Below are 15,373 nucleotides of genomic sequence, written 5' to 3' on the forward strand. Positions count from 1 at the left end.
AAAGGGGCTGTGACAAAATGAGGAATCATTTTGTCCACAGCTCCTTTTTTTGTCCATTTTGAGTTTTTCACAAGATAAATCCGAAAAAAGAGTATACCCCCCCTTTCCCCATAAGATCTGCAACTTTTCAGCTTATGCGGCTTTTTTGATTCGCAATGTTTTATTGTGATATTTATATAGGTTGTAACCGACAGAAACCAGAAAAATCTCTAACCGAACCTGTTCCATGCCTTTTCGCACGATTCGTTTATACCAGCGGTTGTTTTTCAGGATGCCGAAGGTACCTTCAGATTGAATGGAGCGATTCATCCGCAGCAGCGCTCCATGGATGCTCTCTAAGTTTTCCACGACTTCTTGATGCATGGATGTCAATTCATGATTGAGCTGGATTGTCCGGTTTTTATCTGCTTTCTTACATTGAGCGGCATAGGGACACTCTGTGCAATCTTCGCACTGGTAGATTTCTTCCTGCCGTCCGTATTGGTTGCCTTTTACATTCCGACGGTATTGAAAATGAAAGGCTTTTCCTGCAGGGCAGCGGAGAGTTCCTTCTTCGTCTATCTTGAAGTTTACGGCCCGGAACGGATTGTCTCGATACTTTTTGTCCGTCGTTTCCTTTTTGAACATGGTAAACTTCATATACTTTTTCATCCCATGCTGCTCGCAATAGATGTAGTTGTTGTAAGAGCCATAGCCTGCATCAGCGACAGGATATTGGGGATAACATCCATAAGTTTCATGGAATTTCTCTAGCAAAGGAACGAAACAGTCCATGTCGGAACGGTACTGATTTACGTCGGCTACGGCAATATACTCATCGGCAATCCCAAACTGCACATTATAAGCCGGCAACAGCTGGTCGTTTCCCATATAATCCGTCTTGATCCGCATGAAAGTCGCAGAATGGTCCGTCTTTGAATAACTGTTCCGAGCTGGACCACAAACAGCAATCTTTTCGACATACTCCCGGAGCTTTGCCGTATATTCTCGCAGCCGCTCATAGTGGCGTTGCTGCGGCGTCTTATGATGCCCTTTGCCATATACGAATGTGGAGTAGTCAATGCCCACGATTTTCGCATAGCGTTCCGTGATTTCATCCAAATAATCTGGAACATATTCCGTATTCGTTTCAATGCGGATACCAAAGCCAGCAAGTTCGTTGTTGATTTCATTGAGCAGCAGGGTAATCTTTTCAAAAAGTCTGTATCTGGATTTTTCGGTCGCTTTCTTCCAAACCCAGCTGTATTTATTGGCATTTGCCTCGAACTTTGAGCCATCGATATACAAATGACTCAGATCCACATGCTCCTCAGCAAAGATAGCTTTATTGATATCCTTGAATAACTCCTCTATGGATGACTTCAATACATTTTCGATGAAATATCCAAAGGTTCGATAGGATGGCGTCTGATGCTCCATGAGATACATGAAACGAAGATTGACCTTGCAGCTATCTTCGAGCTCACGGAGTGAAATATATCCATTGGTCATAAATCCGAATAAGACTGTTTTCAGCATGCTGGCCGGGTTGTATCTGATGCGTCCGGTAACGTGTTCCGGAACATTCCTCAGGTACTTCTCCAAGTCAATTCCCTCCATGAATCTGTCGAAAACCAGCACAGGATCACAAATATCCAGAAAATCCGAAATGAATAGTGGCAAAAATGCCTGTTTCGCTTTAAAATGATTAGTGGTAATGTTTTTCATTGGTACGTAAAATTTTACCACAAAAAGAGGTCCGTCAGCTCTTCCGAGCCAACGGACCTCTTTTTATTTGTCAGGGCGTTATTTCACAGCCCCTTTTAAGAGTGTTTAGCGCTCAGCTCTGCCAGTAACAGCACTAGCGCGGTTGTACGCGGTACAAAAGCTTGCAAATCGACTTCTTCTTTGCGCGTATGCTCTAAAAGCGGATCACAATCAATTCCCAGCGCATCAATAGTCGGTGTAAAGGATGCCGTCACATTGCCAATAGTCATACCCCCTGCAATCCATTCCACCACGTCTGCATCAAATTCACGTTTCACAATCGTTTTATAAAGCTGGACCATTTCTTCCACTGCCGCGGTTTTTTCCATAGGAGGTTTTACAAAGCCCCCTTCAACCGTCACTGCCGTTCCCGCCACTTGCGGCTTAGCCGCCAGCTCTCGAATGGCCTGATCAATCCGTTCCAGCTCGCTTTGCTCATAACAGCGTACTTCCACCTTTAGCCAAGCTTCGTCAGGAATCACATTGACCTTTTCATTCGGAGTTCCTACAACTGCCGCATTGATGCTGTTCGGCGGAATAAACTGCCCGTGGTCCGCTACCCTGCGTTCCTTTAGGGCCGCCGTACTGTAATTTTCGGGATCTCGAGGCAGCGGGCTGGCAAGTTCATAAAGTCCTTGCAGTAAATGCCCTAGTTCCATAACTGCATTACCAGCCGCTTGCGGTGAATTTCCCGCATGCCCTCCAATGCCTTTCACACGAAAGGTATAACGTGCATTTCCTTTACGCTTCGTTACAATCCCCCAATTCGGACGCCCCGTGTCAGCGATAATGGCAACATCTACTTGTTGCGCCAATTCCTGTGCAAAGGCAAATTCATCAGGCGAACCAGTTTCCTCTTCAGCATCAAAATAGACAATCAGTTCGCCATACGGTTTTTCCCCAAGAGCCTGAAACGCCTCCACTACATAGAGCATTTGCAACGCCGAAGCTTTACAATCTCCAGCGCCCGGCCCGTAAGCAATGCCGTCAGCTCCTAGCTGGAAAGGATACCGTCCCGCTTCTGTATTGAGCACAGTATCGGTATGCACTACAAGTAACGCTTTTAGGGTCCCGTCCCCCGGGAAGCGCGCAATAACGTGTACTCCCCGCTCATTGGCCCGTTCTTCAATTCGTCCTCCCAGTTCAGCCACGCGCTGCGCCAACAGCGCAGCGATCTTGCGGCTGCCCTCGAGATTTCCCGTATCCGAATCAATATTAGTCCAAATCTCCAAATCCTGAATGAACGCCTCCCGGCGTTCATTCAAAATTTCTTTAACGCGATTTCCTGCAATCATAAATTGGCCACCTTTCCCGGCCGCTTTACAGCCTTATTTCTTTGTTTACACATTCGACGTCCCGTAAAAAAGTCCTCCTCAGAAGAACAACCCCTGCTTTCGTTCACGAAAGCAGGGGTTGCTATTAATCTTGACTCTGCCGCATATGCGGGAATAATAAAACATCGCGAATGGAATGGCTGTTGGTCAACAGCATTACCAGACGGTCAATGCCAATACCTAAACCGCCTGTAGGCGGCAAACCATATTCCAGCGCCGTAACATAATCACGGTCCATCATATGAGCCTCATCATCGCCGGATTCACGCTGAGCCACCTGGGCCATAAAACGCCCTTCCTGATCGATGGGGTCGTTAAGTTCGGAAAAACCATTGGCCATTTCACGTCCAAAGATAAACGCTTCAAAACGATCCGTAATTTCCGGATTTTCTTTGTTACGCTTAGCCAGTGGTGAAATTTCCGTTGGGTGTCCCGTAATAAACGTAGGCTGAATTAAATGTTCCTCCACCAATTCCTCAAAGGCGTTATTCAAAATACCGCCAATGCCATCTTTGGCTTCGTAGGGAATATTATGGGCATCCGCCAAACGACGAGCGTCTTCCAGCGTTTTCACCCCGCTAAAATCCACGCCGCCAATTTTCAGCACCGCTTCCGGCATGGTCATGCGATTCCAAGGCGGCGTCAGATCGATTTCCTGATCCTGATACATGATTTTCGTCGTCCCCAGCACCTGCTGGGCAATGCCGGCAATGACTTCTTCAGTCAAGCGCATGACATCTTCATAATCAGCATAAGCCTGGTACAATTCCACCATGGTAAATTCCGGATTATGCTTATAAGAAATGCCTTCATTCCGGAACATCCGGCCCAATTCATACACCTTATCAAAACCGCCGACAATTAGCCGCTTCAAATACAGTTCCGGCGCAATCCGCATATATAGCTTCATGTCCAGCGCATTATGATGCGTCACAAACGGCTTAGCCGCAGCACCGCCCGGGATGGGATGCATCATAGGGGTTTCTACTTCCAAAAAGCCTTTGTCATCAAGTTGGCGCCGCAAGGACTGGATGATGCGACTGCGTAACACAAATGTCTTTTGTACATCCGGATTGACAACCAAGTCCAAATAGCGCTGACGATAACGTGTTTCCACATCTTTGAGACCATGCCATTTTTCAGGCAATGGACGCAGCGCCTTAGACAGAAGCTCAAAGGATTTAGCCTTAACGCTGATTTCACCTTTATTAGTACGGAAAATCTCGCCTTCCACGCCAATGATATCACCTAAGTCCAGTAGGCGGAACAGCTCATATGCTTCTTCGCCGACCGTATCCTGGCGGAAGTAAATTTGAATCCGCCCAGACATGTCTTGGATATGCACAAAACTAGCCTTGCCATGCCCCCGCAGGCCCATAACCCGGCCGGCTACCCGCGCCGTTGATCCCTGCAGTTCTTCAAAGCCTTCCAGTATTTCCGTTGCCTGATGCGACCGGTCAAAACGACGCCCAAAGGGCTCTAGTCCCTTTTCGGCTACTTGCTTCATTTTTTCCCGACGCACCAGCATTTGTTCGTTTAGCTCTTCCCGTTGCTGTTGTTCTGTCTGTTGTTCTGACGTTCCTTCCGACATACCCTTGCCCCCACTTCTTTTCCTTACTTGCCGTTGAGCTGCATAATCTGATACTTTAGTACGCCTGCAGGAACATGCACTTCCACAATTCCCCCGACGCGCTGCCCTAAGATAGCTGCACCCACAGGAGATTCGTTGGAAATTCGGAATTCCATGGGATCCGCTTCCGTCGAACCAACAATTGTATATTCGGCTACATCATCCATTTCCAAATCCTTCAGTACTACTGTCGAACCAACCGTCACTACATCGGCATCGCCTTTTTTGATAATCTCTACATTGCGCAGCTTCTTTTCCAAGTCGGCAATTTTGCCTTCAATGAAAGCCTGCTCATTTTTAGCATCTTCATACTCTGAGTTCTCGCTGATATCGCCGAAATCAATAGCCTGCTTAATGCGCTCCGCTACTTGCGAACGACGCTCGGTCTTCAGAAACTCCAGTTCTTCTTCTAATTTACGCAAGCCCTCTTCTGTAAGAATGGTCTGTTTTTCCGCCATGTTTCGCGCTCCTTCTGTTTTATACTTACTTCAACCAACGGCATTACTACAAAACAATAGAAAGAGTGTCAAGTTTGCCTTGACACTTAAAACTTCTTTATGCTATTGGACAATATTATAGGCCCAAAGGTCGGCTTCGTCAATATAGCAAGTCAACCCCAAGGAGAAAAAGGGAAGCGCTGCAGCACTCGTTTGCACACAGCCACTGGCAGCGGCGTGTCATCATGACTCATCCCCTTCTTCAACCCCTCTAACGCTCTAAGCTGGGGATCTCCGGTCAAATCCAGATCTTCCATCACCTGAGACATCGCACTTTTGCGCGCTTTTGCCACTGCATCAGCGGCATTTTCTCCCGACTCGAGCTGTTCCAGAAACGTCTCGCTAAAGTAAGCCTGAGCCAAATAGGTCATGGGATTGCCGCAAGCTCCGCCTTGCGTCTGTCCCAAAATTTCAGGCATCGCAAACCGAATGCCCGCCTCTACTGACCACTTCAGCTCTTCCGTCTCATGGGTTATGGCGCTGAGCAACGTACGAACCGTGCACAAGCCAGCTTGCTGCAAGGCGCGTATAATACCATGCTCGATAGTGTGCGCCTGCTCCGAAGTTACCAGTCCGCCCAGATTGGCCGTAATGGAAACCTCTCGTCCTGTTTCCACGTCCAGTCCGTATATTGTTACCGGCAGATCCTCAGGCCCTCGAAACTCTGTATACCCGCCCGCAGGCTGCCAGCCCGCCCCGGAAATAGCCGGATACTTTTTGCGCATCTGCCGTAGCGGCACAGTCTCCACGCCTTCGGCTAAGACCAGATCTTGACTGCCTCGGAAAGAATGCCAGCGCATAAATTCCTGACCTTCTAAGGTCGCCAAAAAGACGGTCACTGCCTGACCATCCTCGTCAAAAGCAGGCTGCGCTTCCACCTCCAGTACGCGAGCCGACACCCCTACTGGATACAAGCGCTCCTCATCATTCAGCCAAGGGCAAAGAAGCAGATTATTACGGGTTCCTGCGAGCCTTGCCAGCCAATTACCGCCTTGATCCGGTAAAAAAATCCCCTGGGCCCGCCCGCCTCCCGGGCGCGGTAAAACACCGCTCATTAGCGGAAATAAAATCATGCTGTCACTCATGGTCAGCCCCCGTTTGCAGCAGACAATTCCGCTGCTAGCATTTCCTCCAGCAAACGCTCAAAATCATCACGACAAAGCGCTTGATTCAACAACTGCCGCCATCTAGCCGCGCCGCGCACGCCTTTCGTATACCAGGCCGCATGGCGGCGCATCTCCCTAACGGCGACATATTCTCCCTTCAAGGAGATCAACATATCCAAGTGGCGCAAAATAAACCGGCGCCGTTCTTCTAAGGACGGCGCTGGCGGCACAACACCCGTTTGCAAATACGCTAAAATATCGCGAAACAGCCATGGGTTGCCCTGGCAGCCCCGCCCAATCATAATGCCGTCGCAGCCGGTTTCCTCCAGCATGCGCTTCGCATCCGCAGGACTCCAGATGTCGCCATTGCCGATTACCGGGATAGTAAGAGCCGCTTTGACTTCGCGAATACTATTCCAGTCCGCTTTACCTTCATAAAATTGTTCGCGCGTCCGTCCGTGTACGGCTACCGCCGCTACGCCGGCATCTTCCGCCAGACGAGCCATGTCTACAGCGTTAGCTTCTTTGTCTGACCATCCTTTGCGGATTTTCACGGTCACCGGGACTTTTACCGCCGCTACAACGGCGCGCAAAATGCGCTGCGCCAATTCGGGCTGGCGCATCAACGCCGAACCTTCGCCATTTTTGACAATTTTCGGCGCCGGACAGCCCATATTAATATCAATAATATCCGCGCCTGCAGCTTCCACCTTTTGCGCCGCCTGCGCCATCAGCTCCGGATTAGAACCAAAAATCTGCATGGCTACCGGACGCTCCGCCGGTTCCATGCGCAGCATTTCCAAGGTTCGGTCATTATCAAAAAGCAAAGCATTATCGCTAATCATTTCCGATACGACTAGGCCGCAGCCTGCTTCCTTGCATAAAAGGCGAAACGGCAAATCCGTTACCCCGGCCATAGGCGCTAAAATAACAGGATTGGCGAGCACAAGCCCGCCAATCGCCAATTTAGGAATTCCGTTCATAGAGTATGCGTAATCCTTCCAACGTCAAGAAATGTTCTACTACATTAATAGTGGTTGAATTCTGGGCGATCAAGTTCGCCAACCCCCCGGTACCCACCACATACGCATCGCTGCCGAGTTCTTCTTTCATACGTCTAACGATCTCATCCACTTGCCCCGTAAAGCCGAAGATAATCCCTGACTGCATGCTACTTACCGTATTGCGGCAAATCACCTGTTTCGGCTGCACCAATTCGATGCGCGGCAGTTTGGCCGCCCGCTGGAACAGCGCTTCTGTCGAAATGCCGATACCTGGAGAAATAGCCCCGCCTAAATAATCGCCGTTGTCGGCAATGGCGCAGAAGGTGGTAGCCGTGCCAAAATCAATGATGATCAGCGGACCGCCAAACATTTCATAGGCGGCCACAGCGTTGACAATACGGTCAGCGCCGACTTCGCGGGGATTTTCATATTTAATACGAATACCGGTTTTGATGCCAGGGCCCACGACTAGAGGATCCACGTTAAAATAACGTCGGCACATCCTGACAAAAGGCACAATAATCGGCGGCACTACCGAGGAAATAATCACAGCCGTAATATCCTTCATTGTCAAACCGGAATAATGAAACAAATTATTCAAGAGCATGCCGTACTCATCGCCGGTTTTCTGACGGTCGGTCGAAACCCGCCAGTGATGTTGCATGGTTTTCCCTTCATAGGCTCCCAGAACGATATTGCTATTGCCAATGTCAATCACTAGTAGCATGTGATTTCTTCCTCCATTTTTAACGCTCTACCCTTGCAGACGCAGCGACACATCTCCCGCCAGCACGCGCCGCAAGTCATTTTCCGTGCGCACTAAGAGAGAGCCGTCTTCCGCCAGCTCTTCCGCCACGCCGTCATAGGTTTCCTCTCCAGCTAACACGCGAACCGGCTGTCCTAAGGTAATTGATTCGCGCCGCCAAGCTTTTAAAACCGGCTCAAAACCTTCTTTTTTTACCACTTCATACCAATATTCCAAGCGTTCCAAAAGCTTTTGCAGCACCTCTACGCGGGAAACTTCGCGTCCGGCTCCCATGGATATAGATGCACCTATATTCCTTAATTCTTCCGGAAAGTCGTTTTCCTGCAGGCTCACGTTAATGCCTATGCCCAAGACCACAAAATTAATGGCATCCATTTCCGCGCTCATTTCCGTAAGAATGCCCACCAGCTTTCGCCCCTGCCAAAGAATATCGTTCGGCCATTTGATGCCGCAAGTTAGACCGCTTGCCTCACGAATGGCTTCTACCGTCGCTACCGCCGCCATAAGAGTGCATTTCGGCGCTTCTTGCGGAGGGAAGGGGGGACGAAGAATGACAGATACCCAAACGCCGCCTCCCGGGGGAGAAAACCACCCTCGATTTAGGCGGCCTCGTCCCAGCGTCTGCGCTTCCGATACAACAATCGTTCCTTCTGCAGCCTCATCCGCCGCCAACCGTTTCGCTTCATTATTAGTAGAAGAAGTATCATAAAAATGCACGATCTGCTTGCCTAACAGTTTTGTAGATAGTCCTGCCCTAATTTCTTCTGGCAGCAGCAAGTCCGGACGGCTTTTCAAGCGATATCCCTTGCGCGGATGCGCCTCAATTTCATAACCGTGATTTTTCAATTCCTGAATATGCTTCCATACAGCAGTACGAGAGACCGCTAATTGCCGGCTGATCTCTTCCCCGGACAAATAATCCTGGGATTGCTGCCGCAGCAGCTTTAGTATTCGCGCTCGCAAAGCCTCGACCTCCCAGTTTCCGATGTATTCATTCTTACATCATAAACTACGGGTCTCTTTATTGTCAATCAACCGATTTCTCCGTGTTGTTCCGCCCCTTTGATGGCTTCAATACGGTTTCCCTCGCCCAAGAAAACTACTTTCGGCACATGCACGCGCGCCTCCGCCTCTTCCATCCAGGCATAGGCCATAATAATCACGACATCCCCCGGCTGCGCCCAGCGAGCGGCAGCGCCGTTCAGGCAGACAACGCCGGAACCGCGCGGTCCGGGAATAATATACGTCTCCAAGCGAGCGCCGTTATTATTGTTCACAATTTGCACCCGCTCATGAAGATACATGCCCGCTGCCTCTACAAGGTCTTCATCAATGGTAATGCTCCCCATATAGTTTAAGTTGGCTTCGGTTACCGTCGCCCGGTGCAATTTAGAAGTAAACATATGTCGCATCATCTTAGCATTCCTCCCACAGTAGGTTATCAATCAGTCGTGTCTTGCCAATACGAACGGCCAAAGCCAATACAACAGGCCCTTGGAGCTCGCTTACCGGCTGCATGGTAGCCGCATCCACCAGCTTAACATACTCCACTGCCGCCAAGGCCTCCTGAGCCAGCTCCTCTTTGGCTGCGGCTTCCACGACAGCGCCACGCCGTTCCCCAGCTTGCAAAACAGTTTTAGCCTTCTGCAGCGCCCGTGACAGCACTAGCGCCGCTGTACGTTCCTCTTGAGAAAGGTATACATTGCGCGATGATAAAGCTAACCCGTCCGCTTCACGCACAATAGGCACCGCTATAATCTCTACAGGCCAGTTCAAATCCATTACCATCTGCCGGATGACCGCCACCTGCTGAGCGTCTTTTTGCCCAAAATAGGCGCGGTCCGGTTGGACTAAATGAAGGAGTTTGGCAACTACAGTCGCCACACCTTGAAAATGTCCAGGACGAGACGCGCCGCACAACCCTTCGCTGACACCGCTCACGGTTACCAAGGTTTTCATGTTTTCATAGCCTTGAGGGTACATTTCTTCTACCGTGGGAGTAAACAGCACATCCACCCCTGACGCTGCAGCAGCTGCGGCATCACGTTCTAAATCGCGCGGATACACGGCAAAGTCCTCACCAGCGCCAAATTGCAGCGGATTCACAAAAATGCTGGCTACGACAAAAGCATTTTCATTTTTGGCCTGCTGCATCAGCGTACAATGCCCCGCATGCAAATATCCCATCGTAGGGACTAACGCAACACTTTGCCCCGCCTGGCGCGCTTCACCTACCAATTGACGCAGTTCTTCCACCGTTGTGACCTGTTTCATAAAAACCACTCTCCTCAAAAAAATAAGCCTCCCGGAAACCCGGAAGGCATAGTACGGCAGACAGAACGGCTTTGGCGTCTCAGTCCCGCAGGATCTAAGCGGCAAAAAAGCCTGATGAAATTGTCGGCAAAGCTGGCTGTCTGCGGTGCAGTTCCCCAAAAGGGATACCGCCCTGGTTCTTTGGTCATTGTAGCATGGCGAAAGCCAGCCTACAAGCCAAATTTACAAGTCAGCCTCTACTTTTTTCATAAACAAATTGTTTACTGCTCGCTCTGAAAAAGAGGAGTCGAGAGATAGCGTTCCCCAGTGTCCGGCAGCAGGGCCACAATAGTCTTACCGGCAAATTCCGGCCGTTTCGCCAGTTGCGTAGCCGCATAAACCGCTGCACCGCAGGAAATTCCCACCAAAAGCCCTTCGGTTGTAGCCAGTTCACGGGACGTAGCAAAAGCGTCCGCTCCGGGCACTTGGAAAATCTCATCCACCACGCCCGTATTTAAGATATCCGGCACAAAGCCGGCGCCAATGCCTTGAATCTTATGAGGTCCTGCAGCGCCGCCGGAAAGCACCGGAGACTCCGCCGGCTCTACTGCCACAATATGAATGTTGGGGTTTTTCGCTTTAAGCGCTTCCCCGACACCGGTCACCGTACCGCCGGTACCAACGCCGGCCACAAATACATCCACCTGACCGTCCGTATCAGCCCATATTTCCTCAGCAGTTGTCGTTCTGTGAATCGCAGGATTAGCAGGGTTTTTAAACTGCTGCGGAATAAAAGCTTTGCCGTTTTCGGCAGCCAGTTCTTCCGCGCGGCGAATCGCGCCTTTCATGCCTTCCGCACCGGGAGTCAAGACGACTTTAGCGCCTAACGCCGAAAGAAGCAGACGCCGTTCAATACTCATGGTCTCCGGCATGGTCAAAATAAGCGTATAACCGCGCGCCGCCGCTACAAAGGCCAAACCAACGCCCGTATTGCCGCTGGTCGGTTCGATAATAACCGTATCCTTGTCCAAAAGGCCTTTTTCTTCTGCATCCGCAATCATGGCATAGGCAGCCCGATCCTTTACACTGCCTAAGGGATTGAAATATTCCAGCTTGGCCACAATCTTCGCCGGTAGATTATGGTTCCTCTCATAATTCGTAAGCTCCAACAACGGAGTATTTCCAATCAGGTCAATCAAGCTTTTTGCGATTTTCATTTTTCTTCCTCCCATTCCTCATATCAGCCGACCATGCAGCCGATTTACACCGTAAATACAGCAAAAAAGGCCAAGGAAGACTCTCTCAGCACAATGCCGCGAAACCTCCTTGGCCTTCAGTCTTTCTGATCAGCCAAACTCGACTATTTAACTCTGAATTGATTACAGGATACCATGTGCGCAGTAGACTGTCAAGCTCCTTTTGCAATAACGCTCCTAGATGCCGTCTCCATCCATGCCTTGCCAGTCGCTGCCGCGCAGCTTGGCCGTAGTTTCCACTTGGGTCACCTTACCCCCCTGCACCTTCAACTCCATCCGTCCATATGCCAAGGCTCCGATTCCCGACAAAATGCGTTTGACCACCTGCGCTGCATCCGGCGATGCTGGGGTTGCAGACGTAGACGCCCCATAAGGCAACCGAAAGATCTCTCTTTTTTCCACCTGCAGCACCCGCCCGTCCTGGAGCGTAAGAATGACACTGCCAAAACTCAGCTCTTGCAGCATTTGCTGCAAGAGCTCCTGCAACCCTTCCTCCGGTCTCATTGGCTCAGTCCCTCCGTCTGCTGCTCTGAAGACAGCACTTCATTCATACTGCCCAAGCGATATCCGGCTAAGTCAAGCACTATATACACAAAGCCTAACTCTTGCAGCGTTTTCGTTAGCTTCGCCGCTACCGACGGCTCCGCCAGCTTCGCAAAGAATTCCGGCGCCACTTCAATGCGTGCGGTTTCGCCATGGTGTCGCACTCGCAAGTTTACAGGCCCGGTTATTTCCTTAATAGCCCGTTCCGCCTGATCTACCTGACTCAGCCGTTCCGCCGTAATCGGCAGTCCATAGGCCAATCGCGATACCAAGCAGGCTGCGCTGGGTTTATTCCAGGTAGGCAAACCCCATTCCTTAGAAAGAGCCCGCACATCGGCTTTGGTAAAGCCTGCATCCCAAAGCGGACTTTTTACCGAAGCGGCCAGCTCTTCAATGGCTTTCATGCCCGGGCGAAAATCGCTGGCATCGTCCAAATTGCTGCCCTCTACAACCCAAGGAATATTCTGCTCTTCGCACCAGCCCACAAGCGCTGTAAAACGCTCTTTTTTGCAATGATAACAACGCAAAGAAGTATTTTCAACAAAGGACTCTTTAGAAAATTCCTGAGTTTCCAGCACCACATGCCGCACGCCAATCGCTTCGGCAATACGCTTGGCGTCATTAAGCTCCCACTCCGGCAAAGACGGCGAAGATGCCGTAGCCGCCAAGGCCTGCCGCCCCAGCACTTTGTACGCCGCCGCCGCCAAGAGCGTACTGTCTACGCCGCCGGAAAAGGCAACCGCCACCTTGCCCATCTGCCGCAGCAGCTCTAAAAGCCGCGCCTCTTTTTCTTTCAATGTCTGGCTCACTCATTACGCCCCCTTTAGAAAACCGTTACTTCGAAACTGCCGCATGAAAATTGCACCGTTTTACCAAGCCGCCAAAGCCGAGCCTTTGAAATGCTCTGCTACAAACTTTTTCACTTCTTCAGACTGATAGGCTTTGATCAGCTTTTGCACAGCCGGATTCTCCTTATCCTGACTACGCACGGCAATCACATTGGCGTAGGGAGAATTGCCGTCTTCGATAAACAAAGAATCTTTAGTAGGAACTAAACCCGCCACCAACGCATAGTTCGTGTTGATCACTGCCAGATCGACGTCTTCCATGGAGCGAGGCACCTGAGCGGCCTCCAGTTCACGCAACTGAATGTTTTTCGGATTTCCCACAACATCCGCCACTGTCGCTTTCAGGCCAGCGCCCTCTTTCAACTTCAACAGCCCCTGTTTTTCCAAGAGCAGCAACGCCCGTCCCGCATTGGTCGGGTCGTTGGGAATGGCTACAATCGCGCCGTCTTTCAGTTCTGCAGCAGATTTCACTTTCTTAGAATATGCCGCCATCGGGAAAATTACTGTTTTTGCCACGCTGGTCAAAGCATATTTTCTCTCTTGAATCTGATTGTCCAAAAATGGCTGATGCTGATAGCTGTTCGCTTCCAGTTCCCCTTGATTCAAGGCAATATTGGGCTGAATATAATCGTTAAACTCCACGATCTGGATATTTAGGCCGTCTTTAGCGGCTACCTTTTTAACTTCTTCCATAATTTCCGCATGAGGACCTGCGGTCACACCAATTCGGAACGGTTTGTTGGCATCTGCCGCCGGCTTAGAAGCGCCGCCGCATCCTGCCAAAAGAGTTCCTGCCAAAACAACACCCAGAGCTGCACTGGTCCATTTCAACCATTTTTTATTCATTGTGATCTTCCTCCCTGTTTACGCATGATTTTGTTATCTATCGGCAGCGAACTTCCGGCCGTTTCATTCCCCTCTCACGCCCGGGCCCTGGGTATGGTTCAGGAAGATGACACCTAAAATTCGTTGACTGCTATTTTTTGCGCCACTGACGCAGGCGCTGCGCCGCCGCTTCCAAGGTCTCCATTTTTTTGCAGAAGCAGAAGCGAATGAAGGTATGACTGTCCGGCTGGTCTGGACGATAGAAGCTGGAACCTGGAACTACGGCTACGCCAATCTTTTCCGCCAAATAGAAGGCGCAGGCCACATCGTCATCCCAGCCCATTGGCCGGATATCGGCCATAATGTAGTACGCCCCTTCCGGCCGTACACAACCCAAGCCGACCTCCTGCAGCACCTTCAGCAAATAATCGCGGCGTTCGCGGTAAAACGACGCTAATTCTTCGTAGTATTGAGGCTCAAAGCGCACTGCTTCGGCCACTGCCATTTGCAGGGGCGCCGCAGCACCTACCGTCAAGAAGTCATGAACTTTGCGAATCGAAGCTGTCAGCTCCGCCGACGCCGCTACAAAGCCGATGCGCCAGCCAGTAACACTGTAGGTTTTGGAGACGCTGTTGATGACAATAGTCCGCTCTGCCATGCCCGGCAAGGTCCAAATGGGTTCATGCTTTGCGTTGTCATACAAAATGTGCTCGTAAATTTCATCAGTGATCGCTAAAGAGTCGTAACGCTGACACAATTCAGCAATAAATTCCAGCTCTTTTTTATTGAACACTTTGCCTGTAGGATTATTGGGGGTATTAATAATAATAGCGCGCGTCTTCTCATTAAAAGCGGCCGCTAATTCCTCAAAATCAAAAGAAAAATCAGGCGCCTTCAGCGTCACATAGCGGGGAGTGGCGCCGCAAAGCACCACATCAGCACCATAATTTTCATAGAACGGTTCAAAAACAATAACTTCTTCCCCTGGATTGATGGTTGCCAACAAGGTTGCAATCATGCCTTCGGTAGAACCACAAACAACGGTCAATTGCGTCTCCGGGTCCCAAGTTACGCCGTAATCGCGCTGTGTCTTCCAGACGAGGGCGTCTCGCAGCGGCTTAGAGCCCCAAGTAATGGCGTACTGATTATGGTCTGCAAAAATGGCTCGCTGCGCCGCTTCCTTCAATTCTTGAGGCGCCGGAAAATCCGGAAAACCTTGGGCCAAATTAATCGCGCCATGCGCCGCCGCCACGCGGGACATCTCGCGGATAACGGATTCCGTAAATTGTTTGGCTTTCAACGATGCAAAATTTCTCATGGTACTAATCGTCTCCTTCAGTTGTTTTCAGCTAGTTAAATAAAAAAGATCTCTTCGCGCAGCGAAGAGATCCCGGTTTCATAAAGTTGCCGTCTCCCTCTTCATCTGCCAGGATTTCCCCCTGCAGGAATTGGCACCGTTCATTTCCGCTCAAAAACGAAAATGTGGTTGCCGCGGCGTCATAGGGCCAGTCCCTCAGCCAACTCATGATGAAAAGAAATTATATGGAGTTGTTGAAATCAATACT

At 50.3% G+C, this 15,373-nt stretch carries 15 protein-coding genes and 1 riboswitch; all 15 genes read right to left on the bottom strand.

The features are described 5' to 3' along the window. Nucleotides 1-132 precede the first annotated feature (132 nt). On the bottom strand, nt 133-1,707 hold the full coding sequence (locus C508_RS0105430; protein ID WP_026319377.1) for an IS1182 family transposase: 1,575 nt from the start codon (nt 1,705-1,707) through the stop codon (nt 133-135). Between the two features lie 95 nt (nt 1,708-1,802). Beyond that, nucleotides 1,803-3,041 carry a M20/M25/M40 family metallo-hydrolase gene (locus C508_RS0105435; RefSeq protein WP_018702529.1) on the bottom strand — a complete coding sequence of 413 codons (1,239 nt, stop codon included), beginning with the start codon at nt 3,039-3,041 and terminating at the stop codon, nt 1,803-1,805. A 124-nt stretch (nt 3,042-3,165) separates the two neighbouring features. Next, nucleotides 3,166-4,671 carry a lysine--tRNA ligase gene (lysS, locus tag C508_RS0105440; protein WP_018702530.1) on the bottom strand — a complete coding sequence of 502 codons (1,506 nt, stop codon included), beginning with the start codon at nt 4,669-4,671 and terminating at the stop codon, nt 3,166-3,168. Between the two features lie 23 nt (nt 4,672-4,694). Continuing rightward, on the bottom strand, nt 4,695-5,168 hold the full coding sequence (gene greA, locus C508_RS0105445; protein WP_018702531.1) for a transcription elongation factor GreA: 474 nt from the start codon (nt 5,166-5,168) through the stop codon (nt 4,695-4,697). Between the two features lie 152 nt (nt 5,169-5,320). After that, nucleotides 5,321-6,292, bottom strand: a complete 972-nt coding sequence (locus C508_RS0105450; RefSeq protein WP_018702532.1) for a hypothetical protein — start codon at nt 6,290-6,292, stop codon at nt 5,321-5,323. A 2-nt stretch (nt 6,293-6,294) separates the two neighbouring features. After that, nucleotides 6,295-7,296, bottom strand: a complete 1,002-nt coding sequence (gene dusB, locus C508_RS0105455; protein WP_018702533.1) for a tRNA dihydrouridine synthase DusB — start codon at nt 7,294-7,296, stop codon at nt 6,295-6,297. After that, entirely contained in the window at nt 7,280-8,044 is a 765-nt protein-coding gene (locus C508_RS0105460) for a type III pantothenate kinase (RefSeq protein ID WP_018702534.1), read from the bottom strand. The genes dusB and C508_RS0105460 overlap by 17 nt, the downstream gene beginning before the upstream one ends. A 27-nt stretch (nt 8,045-8,071) precedes the next feature. Further along, entirely contained in the window at nt 8,072-9,046 is a 975-nt protein-coding gene (locus C508_RS0105465; RefSeq protein WP_018702535.1) for a bifunctional biotin--[acetyl-CoA-carboxylase] synthetase/biotin operon repressor, read from the bottom strand. Between the two features lie 68 nt (nt 9,047-9,114). After that, on the bottom strand, nt 9,115-9,498 hold the full coding sequence (gene panD / locus C508_RS0105470; RefSeq protein ID WP_018702536.1) for an aspartate 1-decarboxylase: 384 nt from the start codon (nt 9,496-9,498) through the stop codon (nt 9,115-9,117). Between the two features lies 1 nt (nt 9,499). After that, nucleotides 9,500-10,357 (bottom strand): pantoate--beta-alanine ligase, encoded by an 858-nt coding sequence (gene panC, locus C508_RS0105475; protein ID WP_018702537.1) that lies wholly within the window; start codon nt 10,355-10,357, stop codon nt 9,500-9,502. 260 nt (nt 10,358-10,617) lie between these two features. Continuing rightward, nucleotides 10,618-11,553 (bottom strand): cysteine synthase A, encoded by a 936-nt coding sequence (gene cysK, locus C508_RS0105480; protein WP_018702538.1) that lies wholly within the window; start codon nt 11,551-11,553, stop codon nt 10,618-10,620. Between the two features lie 216 nt (nt 11,554-11,769). Then, nucleotides 11,770-12,096 (bottom strand): YezD family protein, encoded by a 327-nt coding sequence (locus C508_RS17880; protein ID WP_018702539.1) that lies wholly within the window; start codon nt 12,094-12,096, stop codon nt 11,770-11,772. Continuing rightward, entirely contained in the window at nt 12,093-12,944 is an 852-nt protein-coding gene (gene larE / locus C508_RS0105490; protein ID WP_018702540.1) for an ATP-dependent sacrificial sulfur transferase LarE, read from the bottom strand. Before larE ends, C508_RS17880 begins: the two co-directional genes overlap by 4 nt. Nucleotides 12,945-13,004: 60 nt before the next feature. Then, nucleotides 13,005-13,829 (bottom strand): MetQ/NlpA family ABC transporter substrate-binding protein, encoded by an 825-nt coding sequence (locus tag C508_RS0105495; protein ID WP_018702541.1) that lies wholly within the window; start codon nt 13,827-13,829, stop codon nt 13,005-13,007. Between the two features lie 130 nt (nt 13,830-13,959). Next, nucleotides 13,960-15,126 (bottom strand): pyridoxal phosphate-dependent aminotransferase, encoded by a 1,167-nt coding sequence (locus tag C508_RS0105500; RefSeq protein WP_018702542.1) that lies wholly within the window; start codon nt 15,124-15,126, stop codon nt 13,960-13,962. A 98-nt stretch (nt 15,127-15,224) separates the two neighbouring features. After that, nucleotides 15,225-15,342: riboswitch (SAM riboswitch) on the bottom strand. Nucleotides 15,343-15,373: the final 31 nt, after the last annotated feature.

It is taken from the genome of Anaeromusa acidaminophila DSM 3853 (assembly GCF_000374545.1).
Taxonomy (GTDB): domain Bacteria; phylum Bacillota; class Negativicutes; order Anaeromusales; family Anaeromusaceae; genus Anaeromusa; species Anaeromusa acidaminophila.

Bases quoted from the DNA above. Each gene is read 5' to 3' on its own strand.
- C508_RS0105430 (WP_026319377.1), bottom strand. From the start codon at position 1,707: ATGAAAAACATTACCACTAATCATTTTAAAGCGAAACAGGCATTTTTG.
- C508_RS0105435 (WP_018702529.1), bottom strand. From the start codon at position 3,041: ATGATTGCAGGAAATCGCGTTAAAGAAATTTTGAATGAACGCCGGGAG.
- lysS (WP_018702530.1), bottom strand. From the start codon at position 4,671: ATGTCGGAAGGAACGTCAGAACAACAGACAGAACAACAGCAACGGGAA.
- greA (WP_018702531.1), bottom strand. From the start codon at position 5,168: ATGGCGGAAAAACAGACCATTCTTACAGAAGAGGGCTTGCGTAAATTA.
- C508_RS0105450 (WP_018702532.1), bottom strand. From the start codon at position 6,292: ATGAGTGACAGCATGATTTTATTTCCGCTAATGAGCGGTGTTTTACCG.
- dusB (WP_018702533.1), bottom strand. From the start codon at position 7,296: ATGAACGGAATTCCTAAATTGGCGATTGGCGGGCTTGTGCTCGCCAAT.
- C508_RS0105460 (WP_018702534.1), bottom strand. From the start codon at position 8,044: ATGCTACTAGTGATTGACATTGGCAATAGCAATATCGTTCTGGGAGCC.
- panD (WP_018702536.1), bottom strand. From the start codon at position 9,498: ATGATGCGACATATGTTTACTTCTAAATTGCACCGGGCGACGGTAACC.
- panC (WP_018702537.1), bottom strand. From the start codon at position 10,357: ATGAAACAGGTCACAACGGTGGAAGAACTGCGTCAATTGGTAGGTGAA.
- cysK (WP_018702538.1), bottom strand. From the start codon at position 11,553: ATGAAAATCGCAAAAAGCTTGATTGACCTGATTGGAAATACTCCGTTG.
- C508_RS17880 (WP_018702539.1), bottom strand. From the start codon at position 12,096: ATGAGACCGGAGGAAGGGTTGCAGGAGCTCTTGCAGCAAATGCTGCAA.
- C508_RS0105495 (WP_018702541.1), bottom strand. From the start codon at position 13,829: ATGAATAAAAAATGGTTGAAATGGACCAGTGCAGCTCTGGGTGTTGTT.
- C508_RS0105500 (WP_018702542.1), bottom strand. From the start codon at position 15,126: ATGAGAAATTTTGCATCGTTGAAAGCCAAACAATTTACGGAATCCGTT.